This is a genomic window from Streptomyces sp. NBC_00057 (genome assembly GCF_045041165.1).
Taxonomy (GTDB): Bacteria; Actinomycetota; Actinomycetes; order Streptomycetales; family Streptomycetaceae; genus Streptomyces.
Window position 1 is genome coordinate 5015573 of sequence record NZ_CP108256.1, and the last position, 19888, is coordinate 5035460.

Here is a 19888-nt window from a genome sequence, read left to right on the forward strand (position 1 = left end):
CCTGGGGGTGTCGGCGTCGCCGGGGGAGCGGGAGTCAGCCGGGGGAGCGGGAGTCAGCCGGGGCGTGGGAATCGGACGAGGCGTGGGCGTCGCCCGGGTCCACGCGGTCGAATACCTCGTCGAGCGCGAGCCCGGCGCTCGCGCCCTCGGTCAGCAGATAGGCCTGCGCCTCGCCCACATGGAAGTACATCCCGTGCAGTTGGAGCGTGCCCTCGGCGAGCCGCCGCGCCACCGATCCATGGGCCCGCAGATGGTCCAACTGCTGGACCACATTGGTGAGGCAGAGCTGCTCCACCGCATCGGTCGGAAGGCGGCCGGAGATCCGGGCCCAGGCATGATGCCGGGACGCCATCCGCTCCAGACTCGGCAGCCCGTGTCTCAGCCAGCGCCACAGGGACGTCAGCGGAGTGTCCAGGTCCGGCTTGGCGCCGAGCAGAGCCTGCATCGCGCCGCAGCCGGAGTGTCCGCAGACGGTGATGGACTCCACCTTCAGCACATCCACCGCGTACTCGATCGCGGCGCCCACCGAGTCGTCACTCGACTCGGCGTCCGGCGGGGGCACCAGATTGCCGATGTTCCGTACGGTGAACAGGTCACCCGGGCCGCTCGCCGTGATCATGCTGGTGACCAGGCGGGAGTCGGCGCAGGTGATGAAGAGCTGGGAGGGGCGTTGACCCTCGCGGGCCAACCGGGCCAGCTCCTCGCGCACCAGCGGAGCGGTGTTCCGCTGGAACGAACTCAGGCCGCTGAACAGGCGGTTTCCGCCAGTCCGGCGCGGGGCGGCGGTGGGTGAGTCGGCCGGGCCGGGGGTGCTGTGGGCTCCGGGGGCGTCGTGGGACGTGTGGTGGTCGGGGGAGCGTTCCTCGACGGAACCGGATCCGGAGTCGGGGGCGGGGCCCGTGTCGAGGCGGGCATGGTGGGTCTCGGGCGTCTGGCCGGGCCGGTCGTGGCAGTGATGGTTGCGCCACGGCGTCCAGGGGCGGCAACAGGTATGCGCCGCCGAGGGGGGCTCGGCGATCCGGCCGCCGGACCTGCCGGTGAAGACGACCCGGCCGCCGTGGGCCGTCTGGGCAATGCTCCAGTCCTGGATCGTCTCGTACGCCGCATGGTCCATGAAGAAGCCGTCCAGCTCGACGACGGCATCCCCGTCCTGGGGCAGCCGGGCGAGCGCCCGACTGAGCCGGGGCACCGCGAGAAACGTCAACTGGCCTCGTACGACCACCAGATGCTGGCCGCCTTGTTCGGTCACGGTGATCCTGGTCCGGGCCAGCCGGTGCAGCGCGACGGCCACCGCCACCGCGATGCCGATCACTACACCCTTGAGTACACCGAAGAGGAGCACGCCGGTGATTGTCGCCCCATACACCAGGAATTCTCGGTGCTTATGGACATTGCGGATGTGGGCGAAACTCACCATCTGGATGCCGACCATCATGACCAGCGCGGCGAGTGCGGCCAGCGGGATCTGCTCCAGGGCGGTGACCAGCAGCCCTGCGGCGAGCACCACCCAGACGCCGTGCAGCACGGTGGACGCGCGGCCCGTCGCTCCGGCCCGCACATTTGCCGAACTGCGCACCGCACCGCCGGACACCGCCAGCCCGCCGACAAGTCCGGACAGGGTGTTGGCGATGCCCTGGGCACGCAGCTCACGGTCGAGATCGGAGCGCCCGACGGGCGGGCCCGGCGGGGACGGATAGGCCGCGCCAGGGCGGCCCTGGGCCGAGGCTGAAGTCGAAACCGAAGCCGGACCCGAGGCCGAGGAAGAGGCCGACGTCAAGTCGGCTTTGGACCGGGCGGCCGCTTGCCCGCCGGCACGGCCGGCCGACAGCTTGTCCACGGCGACCGCGGCGAGCAGCGACTCCAGACTGGCCACCAACATCACTGTTAACACAGCGGTGGCCAGAGCGAGTACGGGGCCGTGCGGTATCTCCGGCAGAGCGTGCGAGCGCCAGGACGGCAGATCGACCCGGGCGATCCCGGGCGCTGTGATCGCGGCCACCGCCGTCGCGGTCACCACCGCGGCGAGGGCAGCCGGAATCCGCCGTACCACCCGGCCGATCCGCCCCGGAATCCGCGGCCACAGGATCAGGATGGTGATGGTCAGCAAGCCGACCAGCGGGGCGGCCGGACTCACCCGCCCCAACTGGTCCGGGAGGGCGAGGGCGTTGGCGACGGCCGAACTCTGAGGTGAGCCGCCGAGCACGATGTGCAGCTGGGCGAGTGCGATGGCCACGCCGATGCCGGCGAGGGTGCCGTGCACGATGGCGGGGCTGACGGCCAGGGCGCTGCGCGCCGCCCGCAACGAGCCCAGCAGGATCTGCAGAAGTCCCGCGCCGATGGTGATCGCGCAGGTGGTGCGCCAGCCGTAGATTTGGATCAACTCGGCTGTGACCACGGTCAGTCCGGCGGACGGGCCGCTGACCTGGAGGGGTGTGCCGCCGAGCAGTCCGGCGACGATTCCGCCGATCGCGGCGGAGATGAGGCCGGCCTCCAGCGGGGCGTCCATGGCGACGGCGAGGCCGAGCGACATGGGGACGGCGAGCAGGAAGACCGTGATCGATGCGGACAGGTCGGCGCCCGCGATGCGGAATCGGCCGCCGCGCGGCGGCGGTGGCGGGCTGTGCGGTCGTTTGATTCCCGAGGCGCGGGGTGGGCGCGAACTGCGGGATGTGTGGTCATGACGAGTGGGGACGCAAGCAGACATGTTCCCGTCTCCTCCGGGGCAGCGCGGTCGCGGAACGTGGGGGACGCGGCCGTGGGTCACGGCGTGCAGCGGCGGGATTTTCTCAACTCTCAGTAAACAGATCGTAATGGAGAGTAAAGATCTTTGTCCATGCTTGAGATCAAATGACTCATTCAATCACCTGTTCGGGTGAATAGGCAGCTTTTCATTCGCCTTGTCATGCTAATCCCGGCATTGCTGTGTGTGACCTTGACCGCGCCGCGTCTGCACCGCAACGCAAATTTCCCGCAAGGAAGAAGGTGGGCGGATGATGGGCGCCACGAAGAGAGTCGCCGCGAAAAGGATCGCCGCCAAGCGGGGCGCCCCGGGTGTCATGGCCGTTGCGCTGGCCGCGGGAGTGGTCGGCTGCTCCTCCCGTGCGGATTCCAGGACCGGAGTCGTCGGCCCCGCTGCCGTGAAGCGAGACGCCGGAGCGAAGAAGAACGTCCCCCGAGCCGCACCCGAAAGCATGTTCCGGCTCATCGGCGACGGCTCCACCGCCTTCATGGGCAGCCGGCCGAAGCAGCCCGTGGCGCAGCGCCTGGCACCCGGTCAGAAGCTGGCGAAGCTCGGCACGCTCGATGCCGGCCAGGCCCCGGCGAAGGGCTGGACGGACTTCCTCGACGAAGCCGCGACCTCGGGGGCGGACGCGGACCGGGCATCGGGGGCCGGCAAGGCTCATGCCGGGTCCGGCGCGGATCAGGCCGGCCGCTAGCTCGGTGACCGCGCTCGGCCACCGAGCTGCACGTCCTTCGGCTGTGACTGCCGCTTGAAGGCGCCATGGTGCCCCGGCCGGAACGGGGGCACCCTCCCGGTTCGGGCACCGACGGATCAGGCGGGCTGGGCGGCGCCGTCCTGCACGTACCGTTCGTCGAGTACGAAGGCCGGGTCGACCTGGGCGGCCAGGTCGGCGCCCGTCTTCTCATTGCCCCAGCTCTCCGCGTTCTTCAGATGGAAGTGCACCATCTGCCGCGTGTAGCGCTGCCAGTCCCGCTGCTCGTACGAATCCTCCGCGGCGTTCTGCAGCGCCTGCAGGGCCATCCGGTTGTCCGCCTCCAGCAGCTCGAAGCGGGCCGGCCTGCCCTTCTCCATGGCCCGTACCCAGTCGGAGTGCCCGACGCTGACCAGCAGGTCGTCGCCCGCCTCGGCACGCAGGAAGTCCAGATCGTCCTCGCCCTGCACCTTGTTGCCGATGACCTTCAGCGCGACCCCGAAGTCCCGGGCGTACTCCTTGTACTGGCGGTAGACCGAGACGCCCTTACGAGTGGGCTCGGCAACCAGGAACGTCATGTCGAAGCGGGTGAACATCCCGGAAGCGAAGGAGTCCGAACCTGCTGTCATGTCAACGACGACATAGTCGTTGAGGCCATCGACGAGATGGTTGAGGCAGAGCTCGACCGCACCGACCTTGGAGTGGTAGCAGGCCACACCCAGATCCGACTCGGTGAACGGCCCGGTGGCCATCAGCTGGATCTCCCCGTCGTCGAGCCGGACCGTGCGGGCGCACGCGTCGTAGATCGGGTTGTTCTCGCGGACCCGCAGCAGCCGTGAGCCCTCGCCGGGCGGAGTCGTCTTGATCATCGTCTCGACGGAGGCGATGCGGGGATTGCTGCCGCGCAGATACTCTTTGATCAGAGGAAGCTGGGCTCCCATGGCGGGTAGCGCCGCAGCCTCTTGGTCGTCGAGGCCGAGCGCGGCCCCGAGGTGCTGGTTGATGTCGGCGTCCACTGCGACGACATGGGCTTCATTGGCGGCAAGGTGGCGGATGAAGAGCGAGGACAGCGTGGTCTTGCCGCTGCCGCCCTTCCCTACGAAAGCGATCTTCATGTTCACCTAGGGTAGCGGTGTGATTGCGTTCTGCTGTCATGCTTCGTGAAGAAGGCCACTTCCGGGCGGTATCGGTGTAGGGGGCGCGTAGCCTCGCTACTTATGAGTACGACTGCCTCTGATCCGCTCGCCACCCTGGGCACCCTGCCGGGGGTCGCCGACGTGGTGGACTCCGTACGCAAGGCCGTCGACCGGGTCTACGGTCACCGCGTCATGCGGCGCCGCAGCAACGAGGTCACCGCCGAAGCGGCGCTGCGCGGTGCCCGTGGCTCGGCCGCGCTGTCCGGCGCCGACTGGAATCTGGAGGAGGTGCGCCGACGTACCGACTTCGGCGGTGACGGTGAGGCGCATGTGATCGGAGCGGCCCTGAGGCTCACCGCCGAAGCGGGCCAACTGCTCTCCATCTGGCGGCAGTCGCCGCTGCGTGTCCTGGCGCGGCTGCATCTGGTTGCGGCCGGCGGCGCGGCGCCCGAGGACGCTGTCGGCCGGCCCCGGCTGGCAGGCGAGCCCGTGGACGAGCCGCTGATCGAAGCGCCGCTGCCCGACGCCGAGGAGGTGGCGGGGCGGCTGGAAGGGCTCTCCGGATTGATCCTTTCGGGCACTGCGGCACCCGCGCTGGTGACGGCGGCAGTCGTGCACGGTGAACTGCTGGCCCTGCGTCCCTTCGGTTCGTACAACGGCCTCGTCGCGCGTACCGCCGAGCGGATCGTGCTGATCGGGAGCGGCCTCGACCCCAAATCGATCTGCCCCGCCGAGGTGGGCCACGCCGAGCAGGGGCGGGCGGCATACATCGCTGCGTTCGAGGGCTATCTGTCGGGGACGCCGGAGGGGATGGCGGCCTGGATCGCGCACTGCGGGCGCGCCGTGGAGCTGGGCGTCAGGGAATCGACGGCGGTGTGCGAGGCGCTGCAGCGCGGCGCTGCGTAGCAAGGTGGGGTCCGCGGGCTGGGATGCGGCAAGCGGGTGCGGCGAATCGATGACTTCACCGTGGTATCACCGTGGCGACTCCACTGCCGTAACTTCACTGCCCGGTAAAAGGGTTGCGGCGGTACCGTCCTCGGTACCGCCGCTGGCACGTCTACCCAGTTACCATGCGTCCTCGATATGTGCCCATCAGGTCGGGGGCTTTGCCCGTTCCCTGGTGCGGCTGGCCCGTAATCGACGGGTCGACGTCGCGTGGGTGCTCGGTTTTCATGCTCGGTCCGTGGGGCCTTCTCTGCGTTATCAGGTAATCCTCTCGGATGTCCTTGGTCTCGCGGGCCGTTGAGTCCTTTGTACTCCAGAGCCGGGGCGAGCGGTAGTGCTGGCCGCACTTCTTTACTTTTAGGTTCAATTACGGGTGAGTTGGACAACTCGGTTCGGCCGGATGAATTGGACTGGTCGGCCGCCCTGCTTGATCCCATTGACCGGGCCGGGCGGCGGGGTCCAGGGGGTGTGTAGGGGCGCCGCCGCCCGGCTCATACATCAGGCGGAGGTCGTGGTGGTGCGGCGGCGGGAGGTGTACCAGACCAGTCCTGCTGTGACGGCGGCTGCGCCCAGCGCTGCCGCAGCGACCAACGCCGGGCGCGGCGGCATCGAGAACGTCGGCAGTCGTTCCTTGAGTCGGACCGGTCGGTCAAAGGCGAGAATCGGCCACTCGCGAAGGGTCGCTTCGCGCCGCAGAGCGCGGTCCGGATTCACTGCGTACGGGTGGCCGACCGACTCGAGCATCGGTACATCGGTCGCGGAATCGCTGTAGGCGTAGCAGCGCGACAGGTCGTATCCCTCCGACACTGCGAGCGCCTTGACCGCCTCGGCCTTCGTCGGCCCGTACGCGTAGTACTCCACTTCGCCGGTGAAGCAGCCGTCGTCACCGACGACCATCCGGGTGGCGACGACTCGGTCGGCGCCGAGCAGCTCGCCGATCGGTTCGACGACCTCGGCGCCCGAGGTCGAGACGATCACCACATCGCGTCCGGCGGCGTGATGCTCCTCGATGAGCGTCGCCGCTTCGTCGTAGATGATCGGGTCGATCAGATCGTGCAGGGTCTCGGCGACGATTTCCTTCACTTGCTGGACGTTCCAACCCTTGCAGAGCGCGGAGAGATATTCCCGCATCCGCTCCATCTGGTCGTGATCTGCACCCCCGGCAAGGAACACGAACTGTGCGTACGCAGTGCGCAGTACAGCGCGGCGGTTGATCAGTCCGCCTTGGTAGAAGGACTTGCTGAAGGTCAGTGTCGAAGACTTCGCAATGACCGTCTTGTCCAGGTCAAAGAAGGCTGCTGTGCGCGGCAAGAAGCGGTTTTCCACAAGGCTGAGCATAGGGGCCCACCATTCGGCGTAAACTCTGGCGCGTGGGTTTGCCTGAGAAGGCTGTCGGGTACACCATGGAAGTCACGGATCGTTCGCGACCGTGCTAACCCGGTCCGGCTCCTCCCCCCCCGAGTCGGCCGTGGGGACGACCCCCGCTCTCCCCCCCGGCGGGGGTCGTCGCATGTCCGGACGCGTTTCTGCCGTTCGGAATCAAGCATTCTGCCTCCATTTCGGCCGCGATGGCCCGCTTCTCGTTCCGTCCCTCACCATCTTGACTCGTCACGGTGCGTAGCGGAAGTGCTGCTCTCCGGGAGTCGCCGGTACGAGCGACAGAGATATTCACAACGGCGGAGTTATCCACAGTTTTTGAGCAAGATCCACACGATTTTCCGAAGCGCTGCACGGTGATTCCAGCCGCGAAGTCCGCGGGTTGTGGAATCGCCGATCTCGGAACGCTCCGAGATCACCGCGAACCGCGACGAAGGTGCAGTGAGAAGGGGGCGGAGATCGTGGCTGAATCCATCGCACGGGATCGTCTGCCGACCGCCGGAGTACAGCGGGGCGGACCGTTGATCGTGACCGAGGATGCGGAACTCCTCGACGATCTGCTGCGGCTGTGCGCGGCCGCCGGAGCGGAACCAGAAGTTCATCACTCGTTGCCCGAACGCAGAGGTGGCTGGGAGCAGGCCCCGATGGTTCTCGTGGGGGACGATGCTGCCCGGCGGTGCCGCGGAGCGACGCGCAGGCGCGGCGTGATGCTCGTAGGCCGGGACCAGGACGCCCCGGATGTCTGGCGCCGCGCCGTGGAGATCGGGGCCGAATATGTGCTGAGGCTGCCCGATTCGGAGGGCTGGCTCGTCGATCAGATCGCCAATGCGGCGGAAGGCGTGGGCCGGCCGGCACTCACCGTCGGTGTGATCGGCGGACGGGGCGGATCCGGCGCATCCACGCTGGCCTGCGCCCTCTCGGTGACCGCGGCCAGGGCCGGACGGCGGACCATGCTGATCGACGGTGACCCGCTCGGCGGGGGCATCGATGTGCTGCTCGGCGGAGAACGGGCCGAGGGAATGAGGTGGCCGGATTTCGCCCATTCCAAAGGGCGGGTCGGCGGAGGCGCACTGGAGGAGTCGCTGCCCGCACTGCACGGTCTGCGGGTGCTCAGCTGGGGCCGCGACGACTGGGTGGTCATCCCGCCACAGGCCATACAGGCCGTGCTGGCCGCCGCGCGCCGACTCGGCGGGGTGGTGGTCGTCGATCTGCCGCGCCGGGTCGACGAGGCGGTGGCCGAGGCACTCGCACAGCTGGACCTCGGGCTGTTGGTGGTCCCCGGAGAGCTTCGCGCAGTCGCGGCGGCGAAGCGGGTGGCGTCGATGGCCGGGATGGTGCTGGACGACCTGCGAGTGGTGGCCCGCGGCCCGTACGCGGCAGGCCTCGACGAACGGTGGGTGGCGCAGGCGCTGGGGCTGCCGCTTGCCGGTGAACTCCCGCTCGACGCCGGGCTGCTGGCCACCCAGGACGGCGGCGGACCGCCCGGCGGCAGTGCCCGCAGTCCACTGGCCAGGTTCTGCGCGGCGTTCTGGGAGCGGGCACTCGCCCCGGAGGCTGCGGGGGGACGTGCCGGTGGGGGTGCGTCATGACGGAGACGCTGCTCGACGCCGTACGGCAACGGCTGGCAGAGAGCGGCGCGGCGCCGACCCCGGCCGGGGTCGCGGCAGCTCTTCGGGCCCAGGGACGGCTCCTCGGCGATGCCGAAGTGCTCGGCGCAGCCGATGAGTTGCGTGGCGAACTGGTCGGCACCGGGGTGCTGGAACCGCTGCTCGCCGACGCGGCCGTGACGGATGTCCTGGTCTCCGCGCCGGACCGGGTGTGGGTGGACCGGGGCGGCGGGCTCGAACTCACCGGGGTGACCTTTCCGGACGCCGCCGCAGTGCGCAGACTGGCGCAGCGGCTGGCGGCCGTGGCGGGGCGGCGGCTCGACGACGCCCGGCCCTGGGTGGACGCGCGGCTGCCGGATGGCACCCGTATGCATGCCGTGCTGCCGCCGGTGTCCGTCGGCTCGACGTGCCTGTCGCTGCGGGTGGTGCGGCCCAGGGCCTTCTCGCTGGCGGAGCTGGTCGCGGCGGGGACCGTGCCGCCGGGCGGTGACCGGGTACTGCGGGCGTTGGTGGAAGCCCGGGTCTCGTATCTGATCAGTGGGGGGACGGGGGCCGGGAAGACGACCCTCTTGTCGAGTCTGCTGGGTGCGGTCGGGGAGCGTGAGCGAATCGTGCTCGCCGAGGACTCGGCGGAGCTGCGGCCGGACCATCCGCATGTGGTGCGTCTGGAGTCGCGCCCTGCCAACCAGGAGGGGGCGGGGCGAGTGACCCTGAGGGACCTGGTGCGGCAGGCGTTGCGGATGCGGCCCGACCGGCTGGTGGTCGGGGAGGTGCGGGGCGCCGAGGTCACCGAACTGCTGGCCGCGCTGAACACCGGCCACGAAGGCGGCTGCGGGACGGTGCATGCCAATGCAGCCGAGCACGTCCCGGCCCGCCTCGAGGCGTTGGGGACGGCGGCGGGACTGGACCGGACCGCGCTTCACAGCCAGTTGGCGGCCGCGCTGTCGGTGGTGGTCCATCTCGTACGGGACCGGGCCGGCCAGCGGCGGATCGCCGAGGTGCAGGTCCTGGAGCGGGATGCGGCTGGGCTGGTGGTGACCGTGCCGGCACTGCGCTGGGGCACCGACGGATTTGTGCAGGAGCGGGGCTGGGAACGGCTGCGGTCGATGATCGGGGGTGCGCTGTGAGCGGTGGCGCGACGGTGGGTCTGTCGGCCGGCGTGAGCTGTGCGGCGGTCTTGTGTGTCGGGGTGGCGGCCTGGCTGGTGGTGGTGCAGGACCAGGGGCGTCGGCGAGCGCGGGTGTTGTTCGTCGACGGGGTGGTGGAGTCGCCGCTGCGTGAGCGCTGGGAGCGGATTCGGGCTTGGTTCCAGGAGCGGTTGCGGGCGCGGCGGGAGTGGCTCTGTCTGCCGGTGGCGCTGGCCATCGCCGTGCTGGGGGAATCCGTGCTGCCGGTGCTGGCGGTGGCGGTGGCGGTGCCGCTGGTGCGGCGGTGGTTGCGGAGACGGGCCCTGACGCAGGAGCGCGAACGCCGGGCCGATGGGGTGGTGGCGCTGTGCGGTGCTGTCGTGGGTGAGCTGCGGGCCGGGCACGAGCCGGGGCAGGCGTTGCTCGTCGCTGTCCGCGGGACCGGGGCGATGGGAACGGCGGAGGCTGTTGTGTCCGCTGCGGCGCGGTTCGGCGGCGATGTGCCGGGGGCGCTGGGGCAGGCGGCTCGGGAGCCGGGTCTGGACGGGCTTGCCGGGGTGGCGGCCTGCTGGCGGGTGGCGGTGGACGGGGGGACCGGGCTCGCGGCGGGCCTGGACCGCCTGGAGGGTGCGCTGCGGGCGGAGCGACGCAGACGGGAGGAGTTACGGGCCCAACTGGCCGGAGCCTGGTCGACGGTGGCGGTGCTGGCGCTGCTGCCGGTGCTGGGTCTGGGGCTGGGGGCGGCGCTCGGAGCCGATCCGCTGAGGGTTCTGCTGCACACGCCGGCCGGGCTGGTCTGTCTGGTGGCGGGTGGGTTTCTGGAGGCGGCCGGGCTTTGTTGGGCCGGCCGGATCGTGCGGGCGGGGGAGGCGGCGTGAACGGGGTCACCGGCGAAGTCGTTCACCGGGCGGCGGCAGTGTGGGCGGTTCTGGGCACGGTCGCGTATTTGGCCCTCGCCCTGGCGAGACGGCGGCGGAGGCGGACGGTACGCCGTCGGGGTGCGGTGCTGCTGGCCATCGGCCTGGAGAAGCGTCAGCGGGGGCGGACGATTTCCGGCGCCCAGGTGAAGGAATGGATTGCGCCACTGGGGGCTTTGGCGACAGGCGTGGTCCTGATCGGCGGCCTGCCGGGGTTCGCGGCCGGGCTGGCAGGGGCGTACGGCGCCTGGAGGTGGCAGCGGGCCCGGCGCAGCCGCGAACCGGGGGTCGGCGCTGTGGAAGCGGCGCAGGTCTCACGGCAACTCCCGTTGGCAGCTGACCTCTTGGCGGCCTGCATCTCTGCCGGAGCCGGGCCCCGAGAGGCAGCGGAGGCGGTGGGGGAGTCGCTGGGGGGGCCGGTCGGCGTGCGTCTGGCGCGGACGGCCGCGGAGATCCGGCTCGGTGGTGAACCTGCTGTGGCCTGGGGGCGGTTCGGGGAGATACCGGGCGCGGGTGCGCTGTCCCGCTGCCTGGACCGGGCGGGATCGACCGGGGCTCCGGCGGCGGAGCCGGTGGCGCGGTTGGCCGAGGCGATGCGGGCGGAGCGGGCGAGCGCGGCCGTGGCGCGTGCCCAGCGGGCAGGCGTGCTGATCACCGCACCGGTCGGGCTCTGCTTTCTGCCCGCTTTCCTGGCGGTCGGAGTGGCGCCGGTGGTGATCGGTCTGGCGACCGGCCTGTTTCACAACGGGTGACAGAAAAGTACTAGTGAGTATCTATTCGATATGAATTATGAATTTCGCGGGGGTTGAAATGGAACAGCGAATCAGGGGCTGGGTGCGGAGCATGGTGCGCCGAGTCCGCTCGGACAACGGAATGACGACATCCGAATATGCGGTGGGGACAATCGCGGCCTGTGCGTTCGCGGCGGTGCTCTACAAAGTGGTCACCAGCCAGCCGGTCATGTCCGCACTGCAGTCACTGCTCAAGGACGCGCTCGATGCGAAGTTCTAGGAGCAGCTCCGGGGCGTGCGCCGGAGGTCGTTCCAGGACCGTGTGCGGGGGCGGAGACCGGGGGGCGGTGACGGCGGAAGCAGCCATGGCGATTCCGGTGCTGGTGGTGTTCGCCCTGGCGCTGGTCTGGGCGCTGATGGCCGCCTCCGCCCAGATCCGCTGCGTGGACGCGGCCCGGGCCGGGGCGAGGGCGGCGGCCCGCTCGGAACCGGAGGCGCAGGTGCTGGAAGCCACTCGTTCGGCGGCACCCGGCGGGGCTGAAGTCGCGATGGAGCGGGCCGGGGAGCTGTGGCGGGTACGAGTGGCGGCGCCGATGCCCGGACCCGGCCCACTGGCCCTCAAGCTCCATGCGGAGGCGGCAGCACTTGCAGAGGACACGGTGGGGGTGACGCCGTGACCGGGACAGGAGGGGGAGCCCGGAAGGCCGTCCTCGGGTGGTTGCACAGGAGCGGGGATCACGGTCGCAGTCGAGGTCGGGCCCCGGACCGGGACAGAGGTCTGGCGACGGTGTGGGTGGCGATGACCACGGCCACGTTGTGCGCGGTGTTTGCGGTCGTGCTGGCGTTCGGACAGGTGGTGGTCGTCCGGCACCGGGCCGGCGGTGCGGCGGACCTGGCAGCCCTGGCCGCGGCCGACCGGGCCCTGCAAGGGCCCGGGGAGGCGTGCGGGGCGGCCGAGGAGGTGGCCGCGGCACAGGGGGCGGTGGTAGCGCGGTGCACGGTGCGTGGGGAGATCGCCGATGTGACGGCCCGGGTGAGTTTCGGGCCGTACGAACCGGCGGTCAGGTCCCGGGCCGGCCCTCCGGCGGCTGCTCCCGGCTCTCCGGATCCGTCGCCTCCGACGGTTCCGGACGGCTCGGCTCCCCGGGGTCCGGCGGCGCGGACCGGAGGAGTTCGCTGAGGAGGCGCACGGCGCCCCGCTTGTGCAGCGGATCGTTGCCGTTGCCGCACTTGGGGGATTGGATGCAGGACGGGCAGCCCGCCTCGCATTCGCAGGACGCGATGGCCTGGCGGGTCGCGGTCAGCCACGTACGGGCGGTGTGGAAGGCCCGCTCGGCGAATCCGGCACCGCCCGGATGACCGTCGTACACGAAGACCGTGGGCAGCAGGGTGTCCGGGTGCAACGGCACGGAGACGCCACCGATGTCCCATCGGTCGCAGGTGGCGAAGAGCGGCAGCATCCCGATCGATGCGTGCTCCGCGGCGTGCAAGGCGCCGCCCAGGATCTCCGGGTTGATACGGGCGGCGTCGAGTTGGTCCTGTGTGACCGTCCACCACACGGCGCGCGTGCGCAGAGTGCGGGGCGGTAGATCCAGCTTGGTCTCGCCGAGGACCTCGCCGGTGATCAGTTTGCGACGCAGGAAGGAGACGACCTGGTTGGTGACTTCCACGGAGCCGTAGCAGAGCCGCCCGTCACCCCACGGGATCTCGGTGTCGGTCTCCAGGACGGCGATGGCGGTGGTGTCGCGTGCGGTCGTCGAGTACGGCGGGTTGGCCTCCTCGACCAGGGCCACCGAGTCCTCCAGATCCAGCTTCCGGACCAGATAGGTGCGGCCCTGGTGGAGGTGGACGGCGCCTTCGTGGACGGCGGTGTGCGCGGCCGATTCGTCGACGGTGCCCAGCAGTCGGCCGGTGCCCTCCTCGACGATCTGGACGGGGCGGCCGCCCTCGCCGCGGATGTCGGTGAGATCGGCGGCGCGCTCGCGGCGGGTCCAGTGCCAGCCCGATGCGCGTTTGCGCAGCAGCTTAGCGGCCTCCAGCTGCGGCAGCAGTTCGGCCACGGCCGGGCCGAAGAGCTCCAGATCGGGCTCGGTGAGCGGGAGCTCCGCAGCGGCGGCACACAGGTGCGGGGCGAGGACGTACGGGTTGTCCGGGTCGAGGACGGTCGACTCCACGGGCTGCTGGAAGAGCGCCTCGGGATGGTGGACGAGGAAGGTGTCCAGCGGGTCGTCGCGGGCCACCAGGATGGCCAGGGCGCCCTGGCCGGAGCGTCCGGCGCGGCCTGCCTGCTGCCACAGCGACGCCCTGGTGCCGGGATAGCCTGCGATGACGACGGCGTCCAGGCCGGAGACATCGACGCCGAGTTCGAGAGCGGTGGTGGTGGCAAGGCCGAGCAGCCGACCGGAGTGCAGGGCACGCTCCAGGGCGCGGCGTTCCTCGGGGAGATAACCCCCGCGGTAGGCGGCTACCCGGGCGGGCAGGGAACGGTCCACCTCGGCGAGGCGCTCCTTGGCGATGACGGAGATCAGTTCGGCGCCGCGCCGGGAGCGTACGAAGGCGACCGAGCGGATGCCCTGGACGGTCAGACCGGTGAGGAGGTCGGCTGTCTCGGCAGTGGCGGTACGGCGCACGGGCGCGCCCTTCTCACCGTGCAACTCGGTGAGGGGCGGCTCCCACAGGGCGAAGACCATTTCGCCGCGCGGCGAGGCGTCGTCGGCGACCTCCTTGACCGGGAGACCGGTGAGGCGGCCCGCCGCGACGGAGGGCTCCGCCGAGGTGGCCGAGGCGAGGAGGAATACCGGATTCGCTCCGTAGCGGGCGCACAGGCGGCGTAGTCGGCGCACCACCTGGGCGACGTGGGAGCCGAAGATACCCCGGTAGGTGTGGCACTCGTCGATGACGACGAAGCGCAGGGCGCGCAGGAAGGAGGACCAGTGGGGGTGGGACGGGAGTATCCCGCGGTGCAGCATGTCGGGGTTGGTCAGGACGTAGTTGGCGTACTGGCGCACCCACTCGCGTTCCTCGACCGGGGTGTCGCCGTCGTAGACCGCGGGCCTGATGGCGTTGCCGAGCGGTGCCGCGAGTTCTTTCACCGCACGCCTCTGATCGGCGGCCAGGGCCTTGGTGGGGGCGAGATACAGGGCGGTCGCGCCACGGCCGTTCGGGGCCTCGGAGCCGTCGAGCAGTGCGGTGAGTACCGGGGCGAGGTAGGCGAGTGACTTGCCGGACGCCGTGCCGGTGGCGATGACCACGGATTCGCCGTCCAGGGCGTGCTCGGCGGCGGCTGCCTGGTGCGCCCAAGGGTGGTCGATTCCGGCTTTTTGGATCGCGGCGATCACTTCTGGCCGGATGCGATCGGGCCAGATGGCATGGGTTCCCGTACGCGGGGGCAAGTGCTCCGTATGAGTGATGCGCGCGGACCGGCCCGCCGCTGCGGCGAGCCGGTCGAGGACCATGGCGGGAGAGGGGCGGGAGTCCCTGTTCTCGGGTGGTCGACTGGGGCGGTGATTCTTGGCCATCGGCATCGAGTGTGTCACTGGCGTGACGGACAATGGTCCCAAGGCGTCGTGCATGGCTGCTGGTAAGTGATTGAATGCCATGGCGGCTGGCGATCCGTCCCCTGGCTCCGTCGGGGAGACCGAGGGGCGACCGCTCGATAGCAAGGTGCTGGAGGATCCGTGGACCTGTCCTTGTCGACTCGCAATGTGTCCGGCCCTGGTGGCGACCGTACGGTCGTCGAGGTCGGTGGCGAGATTGATGTGTATACCGCGCCCAAGCTGCGCGAGCAGTTGGTCGAGTTGGTGAATGACGGCAGCTACCACCTGGTTGTCGACATGGAAGGCGTCGACTTTCTCGACTCCACCGGCCTCGGCGTGCTCGTGGGCGGCCTGAAGCGTGTCCGGGCCCATGAGGGCTCGTTGCGCCTGGTCTGCAACCAGGAGCGCATTCTCAAGATCTTCCGGATCACTGGTCTGACCAAGGTGTTCCCGATTCACACCACGGTCGACGAGGCAGTTGCGGCCACCGACTGACGGTCGGTCCGCGGCCGGTCCGGCGCGCGGCCGGTGCTAGCCGTGACCGGCGGGCGGCCTGACCGTCGGCTGCCTCAGTCAGGTAGTCGGCCGGTCGGGCAGTCAGCGGTCGGGACCTGGGTAGCCAGTGCCCCGACCGCTGAGCAACGGGTCGGCGTCCGGTCTGTCGGCCGGCTGCTCGCCGTCGGCTGTTCGGTATTCGGCCGCTTGGGAGTGGGCCGTCTGCCGGTTCGGGCGCCTGCCGGTCAGTCGGCAGCTGTCCGTCAGTGGGCCCGCAATCGGCGACCAGGCCGGTCGGCCGACAGCTTCGCCGGTTCCGGAAGAAGACCGGAACAAGACCGGATGAAGACCGGAAGAAGAGCAGGGGTGTCGGGCAGCCCGCCCGGATCCCTGGGATGCACGCCCGTACGTCTGAGGGGGATCGCATGGCCACCGTTGAACTCCGCTTCAGCGCCCAGCCCGAACACGTCAGGACGGCCCGCCTCGTGGCAGCCGCCGTGGCGCGTCGGGCGGGGGTCGATGAAGCCGTGCTCGACGAGGTCAGACTCGCCGTCGGTGAAGCCTGCAGCCGCGCAGTCGGGCTGCACCGCAGCCATGGCATCACTGCTCCCGTCTCGGTCGTCCTGACCGAGGAGGAGAAGTCCTTCTCCATCGAGGTCGGCGACGAGGTGCCCGGGCCGGGTGCCGAGCCTGCTCCCGGCGGACCCGCCGGAGTCTCCGCGACACGCGGCGCCACGCCCGGCGTGGGACTCGATGGTCCGGATTCCGAGGCCGACGCCGACGGCGAGGACGAGATGGGTCTCGCAGTCATCAGCGGCCTCGTCGATGATGTGGAAGTCAGATCGGGGGCCAACGGCGGAGTGATCCGCATGAGCTGGCCGAAGACGCCCGTGACGGTGCTCCCCTGAGGCGCCGCAGGCGTCACGGGCGGTCCGGCCGTCCTGATTCCCCCGAATCCATCCCCCGATCCATTTCTTGATCCCTCTTTTTGGGCCCTGCTGAGCAGGGCCTTTTTTCATTTCTGTGTGATCATTGATCTACGGAAAATGTTCCTGCCCCATTACTGCATTCGGGTCGATCCGCGGCCGTGATCATTTGCCGATCCGCCGTTAAGGTCAATTACATTTACCGCGCACTGTTTTGATCAGCTTCCGCTCCCTACAATCCGTCCACGTCTTGAGCGCTGAGCGTCAAGGAGGACGTATGGCGGAGTTCTTCAACACCCCACTGGCAGGACTGACGCAAGATTCCGCACTTTCCACACCTTCCGGTCGACCCGCATCTCTGGCGGCCGCGGTACTCACCGATGACAACCGCGTCATCGTGATCGTCGTCGCGGTCGTCGCCATCGCCGCACTGGTCGTCGCCCGGCTGCTGGTGCGCCAGGTACTGGCGGCCGGTGAGGGCACCGACCGTATGAAGGAGATCGCGGCAGCCGTCCAGGAGGGCGCGAATGCCTATCTGGCCCGGCAGCTGCGCACCGTCGGCACCTTTGCCGTCGTGGTCTTCTTCCTGCTTCTGCTGCTTCCGGCCGACAACTGGTCGCAGCGCGCGGGCCGTTCGTTGTTCTTCCTGGTGGGTGCGTTTTTCTCGGCGGCCACCGGATACATTGGGATGCGGCTTGCCGTACGCAGTAATGTCCGTGTGGCTGCCGCTGCGCGTGAGGCGACTCCCGCGGAAGGGGAACCCGAAAGGGATCTCACCGCTGTTTCGCACAAGGCGATGAAGATCGCTTTTCGTACCGGTGGCGTGGTCGGCATGATCACCGTGGGCCTCGGGCTGCTCGGTGCTTCCTGTGTCGTCCTCGTCTATGCCGCCGACGCGCCCAAGGTGCTGGAGGGCTTCGGTCTCGGTGCCGCGCTGATCGCCATGTTCATGAGGGTCGGAGGCGGTATCTTCACCAAAGCCGCGGACGTCGGCGCCGACCTCGTCGGCAAGGTGGAGCAGGGCATCCCGGAGGACGACCCACGCAATGCCGCCACCATCGCCGACAACGTGGGCGACAACGTCGGTGACTGCGCGGGCATGGCGGCCGACCTCTTCGAGTCGTACGCCGTGACGCTCGTCGCGGCGCTCATCCTCGGCAAGGCCGCCTTCGGCGACTCCGGACTGGCCTTCCCGCTGATCGTTCCGGCGATCGGTGTGGTCACCGCGATGATCGGGATCTTCGCGGTCGCCCCGCGGCGCGCCGACCGCAGCGGAATGACCGCCATCAACCGCGGATTCTTCATCTCCGCGGTGATCTCGCTCGCCCTGGTGGCCGTGGCGGTCTTCGTCTACCTGCCGTCCTCGTACGCGGATCTGGACGGCGTCACCGACACCGCCATCTCCTCGCACGGCGGCGACCCGCAGGTCTTCGCCCTGGTCGCCGTCGCCATCGGCATCGTGCTGGCCGCTCTGATCCAGCAGCTGACCGGCTACTTCACCGAGACCAACCGGCGGCCCGTCAGGGACATCGGCAAGTCCTCGCTGACCGGTCCGGCCACCGTCGTACTCGCCGGTATCTCCATCGGTCTGGAGTCCGCCGTCTACACGGCACTACTGATCGGTCTGGGCGTCTACGGGGCGTTCCTGCTCGGCGGTACGTCGATCATGCTGGCGCTCTTCGCGGTGGCCCTGGCGGGGACCGGGCTGCTCACCACCGTCGGTGTCATCGTTGCCATGGACACTTTCGGCCCGGTCTCCGACAACGCGCAGGGCATCGCGGAGATGTCCGGTGACGTCACGGGCGCCGGTGCTCAGGTCCTCACCGACCTGGACGCCGTCGGCAACACCACGAAGGCCATCACCAAGGGCATCGCCATCGCCACGGCCGTCCTGGCGGCGTCGGCGCTCTTCGGTTCGTACCGTGACGCGATCGCCACGGCGGTCGACGACGTGGGGGCCAAGGCCGGGGAGATGACACTCAGTCTGGACATCTCGCAGCCCAACAACCTGGTGGGCCTGATCCTCGGTGCCGCGGTCGTCTTCCTCTTTTCCGGGCTGGCGATCAACGCGGTGTCCCGGTCTGCCGGATCCGTGGTCTACGAGGTGCGGCGGCAGTTCCGCGAGCATCCCGGGATCATGGACTACAGCGAGAAGCCGGAGTACGGGCGCGTCGTCGACATCTGCACCAAGGACGCCCTGCGCGAGCTCGCCACGCCCGGCCTGCTCGCCGTCCTGGCGCCGATCGCCGTCGGGTTCACGCTCGGCGTCGGGGCGCTGGGTTCGTATCTCGCGGGTGCCATCGGTACCGGCACACTGATGGCGGTCTTCCTGGCCAACTCCGGTGGTGCGTGGGACAACGCCAAGAAGCTCGTCGAGGACGGTCATTACGGCGGCAAGGGCAGCGAGGCCCATGCCGCGACCGTCATCGGGGACACGGTCGGCGACCCGTTCAAGGACACGGCAGGACCGGCGATCAACCCCTTGCTCAAGGTGATGAACCTGGTCGCGCTGCTCATCGCCCCGGCGGTGGTGCAGTTCAGCTACGGGCAGGACGCGAGCGTCGGCGTACGAGCGGTGGTGGCGGTGCTCGCCGTCGCCGTCATCATCGGCGCGGTCTACGTCTCCAAACGGCGCGGGATCGCCGTGGGGGACGAGGAGGACCCCGCTGACAGCGGCGGGGGACCTGCCAAATCGGCCGACCAGGCGGCTGTTTCGTGAAACGGCGACGGGAACGGGCCGGTGGCATGTAGCCGATCCCGGCTCGACGACCGGGCGGGCGACGCACTCTGGTGCGTCGTTCGCCCGGTCGTGTTCTGGTGTCGGTATGCCGGTCGGTACGCCCGTCCGTGTGCTTGCTCGTGTAGGCGTTCCAGCGTGTGGAGGGCTGTGTGGGTGAGTTGTATCTCCCTCATTTCCCTTGGTGCAAATGGCTACAAAAGGCTACTCATCGGACGTCCGGCACCCGGATGGAGGGCGCTCGACGTGTAAGTTCCGGGGCCGAGAGCCTTGGAAGGGACCGATCCGGTGAACAAGAAGCTTGCGGCCGCGCTGTCCGGCGGTGCGGTACTGGTATTTACGCTGTCGGGCTGCAGCAGCGACGACAACAGCGACAAGGTGAACGCCTGGGCCAAGAAGGTCTGCGACCAGGTCCAGCCCCAACTGCAGAAGATCGCGAACGCCAACGCCGCCATCCAGCAGCAGACCGCCGACAACAGCAAGCCCGCCGACGTTCAGAAGACCGACTCGGTCGCCTTCCAGCAGATCTCGCAGGCGTACAAGGCACTGGGCGTGGCTGTCGATTCGGCGGGCGCGCCGCCGGTCGACGGCGGCGAGACCACGCAGAAGGAGGCCGTGAAGGAGCTCAACGCCTCCTCCGCGGCGTACGCGAACCTGCAGAAGAAGGTCGACGCCCTCGACACGAAGGACCAGGCGAAGTTCGCCGACGGTCTCAAGGGCATCGCGGACGAGCTGAACAAGATCAGCACCAGCGGTGACGACGCGCTGAAGAAGCTCCAGTCCGGCGAGGTCGGCACCGCGATGGCGAAGCAGAAGGGCTGCCAGAAGCCGACGGCCTCGGTGCCGCCGAATACCGCTTCCTCGAAGTCGGCCTCCCCGTCCGCCTCGCCCAGCAAGAAGCCGTAACCGAGCGGAAGTAG

The 19888-nt window shown here is 69.5% G+C and carries 17 protein-coding genes; 13 read left to right on the forward strand and 4 right to left on the reverse strand.

Features of this window, described 5'->3' with window-relative positions:
- Nucleotides 1-34: 34 nt before the first annotated feature.
- Nucleotides 35-2704, reverse strand: a complete 2670-nt coding sequence (locus OG953_RS23715; RefSeq protein ID WP_405686691.1) for a bifunctional SulP family inorganic anion transporter/carbonic anhydrase — start codon at nucleotides 2702-2704, stop codon at nucleotides 35-37.
- 286 nt (nucleotides 2705-2990) lie between these two features.
- Between OG953_RS23715 and OG953_RS23720 the strand changes: the two genes are divergently transcribed.
- Nucleotides 2991-3437 (forward strand): hypothetical protein, encoded by a 447-nt coding sequence (locus OG953_RS23720; RefSeq protein WP_405686693.1) that lies wholly within the window; start codon nucleotides 2991-2993, stop codon nucleotides 3435-3437.
- A 116-nt stretch (nucleotides 3438-3553) separates the two neighbouring features.
- On the opposite strand, the gene OG953_RS23725 is transcribed toward OG953_RS23720, so the two are convergent.
- Complete coding sequence (locus tag OG953_RS23725) at nucleotides 3554-4549, reverse strand: ATP-binding protein (protein WP_405686695.1); 996 nt, start codon at nucleotides 4547-4549, stop codon at nucleotides 3554-3556.
- Between the two features lie 102 nt (nucleotides 4550-4651).
- Here OG953_RS23725 and OG953_RS23730 point away from each other — a divergent pair, with 102 nt between their 5' ends.
- Nucleotides 4652-5476, forward strand: coding sequence for an oxidoreductase (locus OG953_RS23730; RefSeq protein ID WP_405686697.1), 825 nt, complete (start codon nucleotides 4652-4654; stop codon nucleotides 5474-5476).
- A 537-nt stretch (nucleotides 5477-6013) separates the two neighbouring features.
- On the opposite strand, the gene OG953_RS23735 is transcribed toward OG953_RS23730, so the two are convergent.
- On the reverse strand, nucleotides 6014-6853 hold the full coding sequence (locus OG953_RS23735) for an HAD family hydrolase (protein ID WP_405686698.1): 840 nt from the start codon (nucleotides 6851-6853) through the stop codon (nucleotides 6014-6016).
- Between the two features lie 566 nt (nucleotides 6854-7419).
- Between OG953_RS23735 and ssd the strand changes: the two genes are divergently transcribed.
- The 7 genes from ssd to OG953_RS23770 all read left to right on the forward strand — a co-directional run bounded on the left by ssd (nucleotide 7420) and on the right by OG953_RS23770 (nucleotide 12454).
- Complete coding sequence (gene ssd / locus OG953_RS23740; protein ID WP_405692018.1) at nucleotides 7420-8481, forward strand: septum site-determining protein Ssd; 1062 nt, start codon at nucleotides 7420-7422, stop codon at nucleotides 8479-8481.
- Entirely contained in the window at nucleotides 8478-9626 is a 1149-nt protein-coding gene (locus tag OG953_RS23745) for a TadA family conjugal transfer-associated ATPase (RefSeq protein ID WP_405686699.1), read from the forward strand. The genes ssd and OG953_RS23745 overlap by 4 nt, the downstream gene beginning before the upstream one ends.
- Before the next feature lie 62 nt (nucleotides 9627-9688).
- On the forward strand, nucleotides 9689-10504 hold the full coding sequence (locus tag OG953_RS23750) for a type II secretion system F family protein (RefSeq protein WP_405686701.1): 816 nt from the start codon (nucleotides 9689-9691) through the stop codon (nucleotides 10502-10504).
- Entirely contained in the window at nucleotides 10501-11295 is a 795-nt protein-coding gene (locus OG953_RS23755) for a type II secretion system F family protein (protein ID WP_405686702.1), read from the forward strand. The genes OG953_RS23750 and OG953_RS23755 overlap by 4 nt, the downstream gene beginning before the upstream one ends.
- Before the next feature lie 58 nt (nucleotides 11296-11353).
- Entirely contained in the window at nucleotides 11354-11554 is a 201-nt protein-coding gene (locus tag OG953_RS23760; protein ID WP_398628122.1) for a DUF4244 domain-containing protein, read from the forward strand.
- Nucleotides 11541-11951 carry a TadE family type IV pilus minor pilin gene (locus OG953_RS23765; protein WP_405686704.1) on the forward strand — a complete coding sequence of 137 codons (411 nt, stop codon included), beginning with the start codon at nucleotides 11541-11543 and terminating at the stop codon, nucleotides 11949-11951. Before OG953_RS23760 ends, OG953_RS23765 begins: the two co-directional genes overlap by 14 nt.
- 110 nt (nucleotides 11952-12061) lie before the next feature.
- Complete coding sequence (locus OG953_RS23770; RefSeq protein WP_405686706.1) at nucleotides 12062-12454, forward strand: Rv3654c family TadE-like protein; 393 nt, start codon at nucleotides 12062-12064, stop codon at nucleotides 12452-12454.
- Here the strand turns inward: OG953_RS23770 and OG953_RS23775 are convergent.
- Nucleotides 12336-14873, reverse strand: coding sequence for a DEAD/DEAH box helicase (locus tag OG953_RS23775; protein WP_405686708.1), 2538 nt, complete (start codon nucleotides 14871-14873; stop codon nucleotides 12336-12338). The genes OG953_RS23770 and OG953_RS23775 overlap by 119 nt on opposite strands.
- A 78-nt stretch (nucleotides 14874-14951) precedes the next feature.
- Between OG953_RS23775 and OG953_RS23780 the strand changes: the two genes are divergently transcribed.
- The 4 genes from OG953_RS23780 (at nucleotide 14952) to OG953_RS23795 (ending at nucleotide 19874) form a co-directional block, all read left to right on the forward strand.
- Nucleotides 14952-15305, forward strand: coding sequence for an STAS domain-containing protein (locus OG953_RS23780; RefSeq protein ID WP_003967428.1), 354 nt, complete (start codon nucleotides 14952-14954; stop codon nucleotides 15303-15305).
- A gap of 425 nt (nucleotides 15306-15730) precedes the next feature.
- Nucleotides 15731-16213, forward strand: a complete 483-nt coding sequence (locus OG953_RS23785) for an ATP-binding protein (protein WP_405686710.1) — start codon at nucleotides 15731-15733, stop codon at nucleotides 16211-16213.
- 295 nt (nucleotides 16214-16508) lie between these two features.
- The gene (locus tag OG953_RS23790; RefSeq protein ID WP_405686711.1) at nucleotides 16509-18950 is read left to right on the forward strand and encodes a sodium-translocating pyrophosphatase; all 2442 of its coding nucleotides are present in this window, start codon (nucleotides 16509-16511) and stop codon (nucleotides 18948-18950) included.
- 306 nt (nucleotides 18951-19256) lie between these two features.
- A complete protein-coding gene (locus OG953_RS23795; protein ID WP_405686713.1) occupies nucleotides 19257-19874 on the forward strand; it encodes a small secreted protein in 618 nt (205 codons plus the stop codon).
- The last annotated feature ends 14 nt before the right edge of the window (nucleotides 19875-19888 follow it).

Bases quoted from the DNA above. Each gene is read 5' to 3' on its own strand.
- OG953_RS23715 (WP_405686691.1), bottom strand. From the start codon at position 2,704: ATGTCTGCTTGCGTCCCCACTCGTCATGACCACACATCCCGCAGTTCG.
- OG953_RS23720 (WP_405686693.1), top strand. From the start codon at position 2,991: ATGATGGGCGCCACGAAGAGAGTCGCCGCGAAAAGGATCGCCGCCAAG.
- OG953_RS23725 (WP_405686695.1), bottom strand. From the start codon at position 4,549: ATGAAGATCGCTTTCGTAGGGAAGGGCGGCAGCGGCAAGACCACGCTG.
- OG953_RS23730 (WP_405686697.1), top strand. From the start codon at position 4,652: ATGAGTACGACTGCCTCTGATCCGCTCGCCACCCTGGGCACCCTGCCG.
- OG953_RS23735 (WP_405686698.1), bottom strand. From the start codon at position 6,853: ATGCTCAGCCTTGTGGAAAACCGCTTCTTGCCGCGCACAGCAGCCTTC.
- OG953_RS23745 (WP_405686699.1), top strand. From the start codon at position 8,478: ATGACGGAGACGCTGCTCGACGCCGTACGGCAACGGCTGGCAGAGAGC.
- OG953_RS23760 (WP_398628122.1), top strand. From the start codon at position 11,354: ATGGAACAGCGAATCAGGGGCTGGGTGCGGAGCATGGTGCGCCGAGTC.
- OG953_RS23765 (WP_405686704.1), top strand. From the start codon at position 11,541: ATGCGAAGTTCTAGGAGCAGCTCCGGGGCGTGCGCCGGAGGTCGTTCC.
- OG953_RS23775 (WP_405686708.1), bottom strand. From the start codon at position 14,873: ATGGCATTCAATCACTTACCAGCAGCCATGCACGACGCCTTGGGACCA.
- OG953_RS23785 (WP_405686710.1), top strand. From the start codon at position 15,731: ATGGCCACCGTTGAACTCCGCTTCAGCGCCCAGCCCGAACACGTCAGG.
- OG953_RS23790 (WP_405686711.1), top strand. From the start codon at position 16,509: ATGGCGGAGTTCTTCAACACCCCACTGGCAGGACTGACGCAAGATTCC.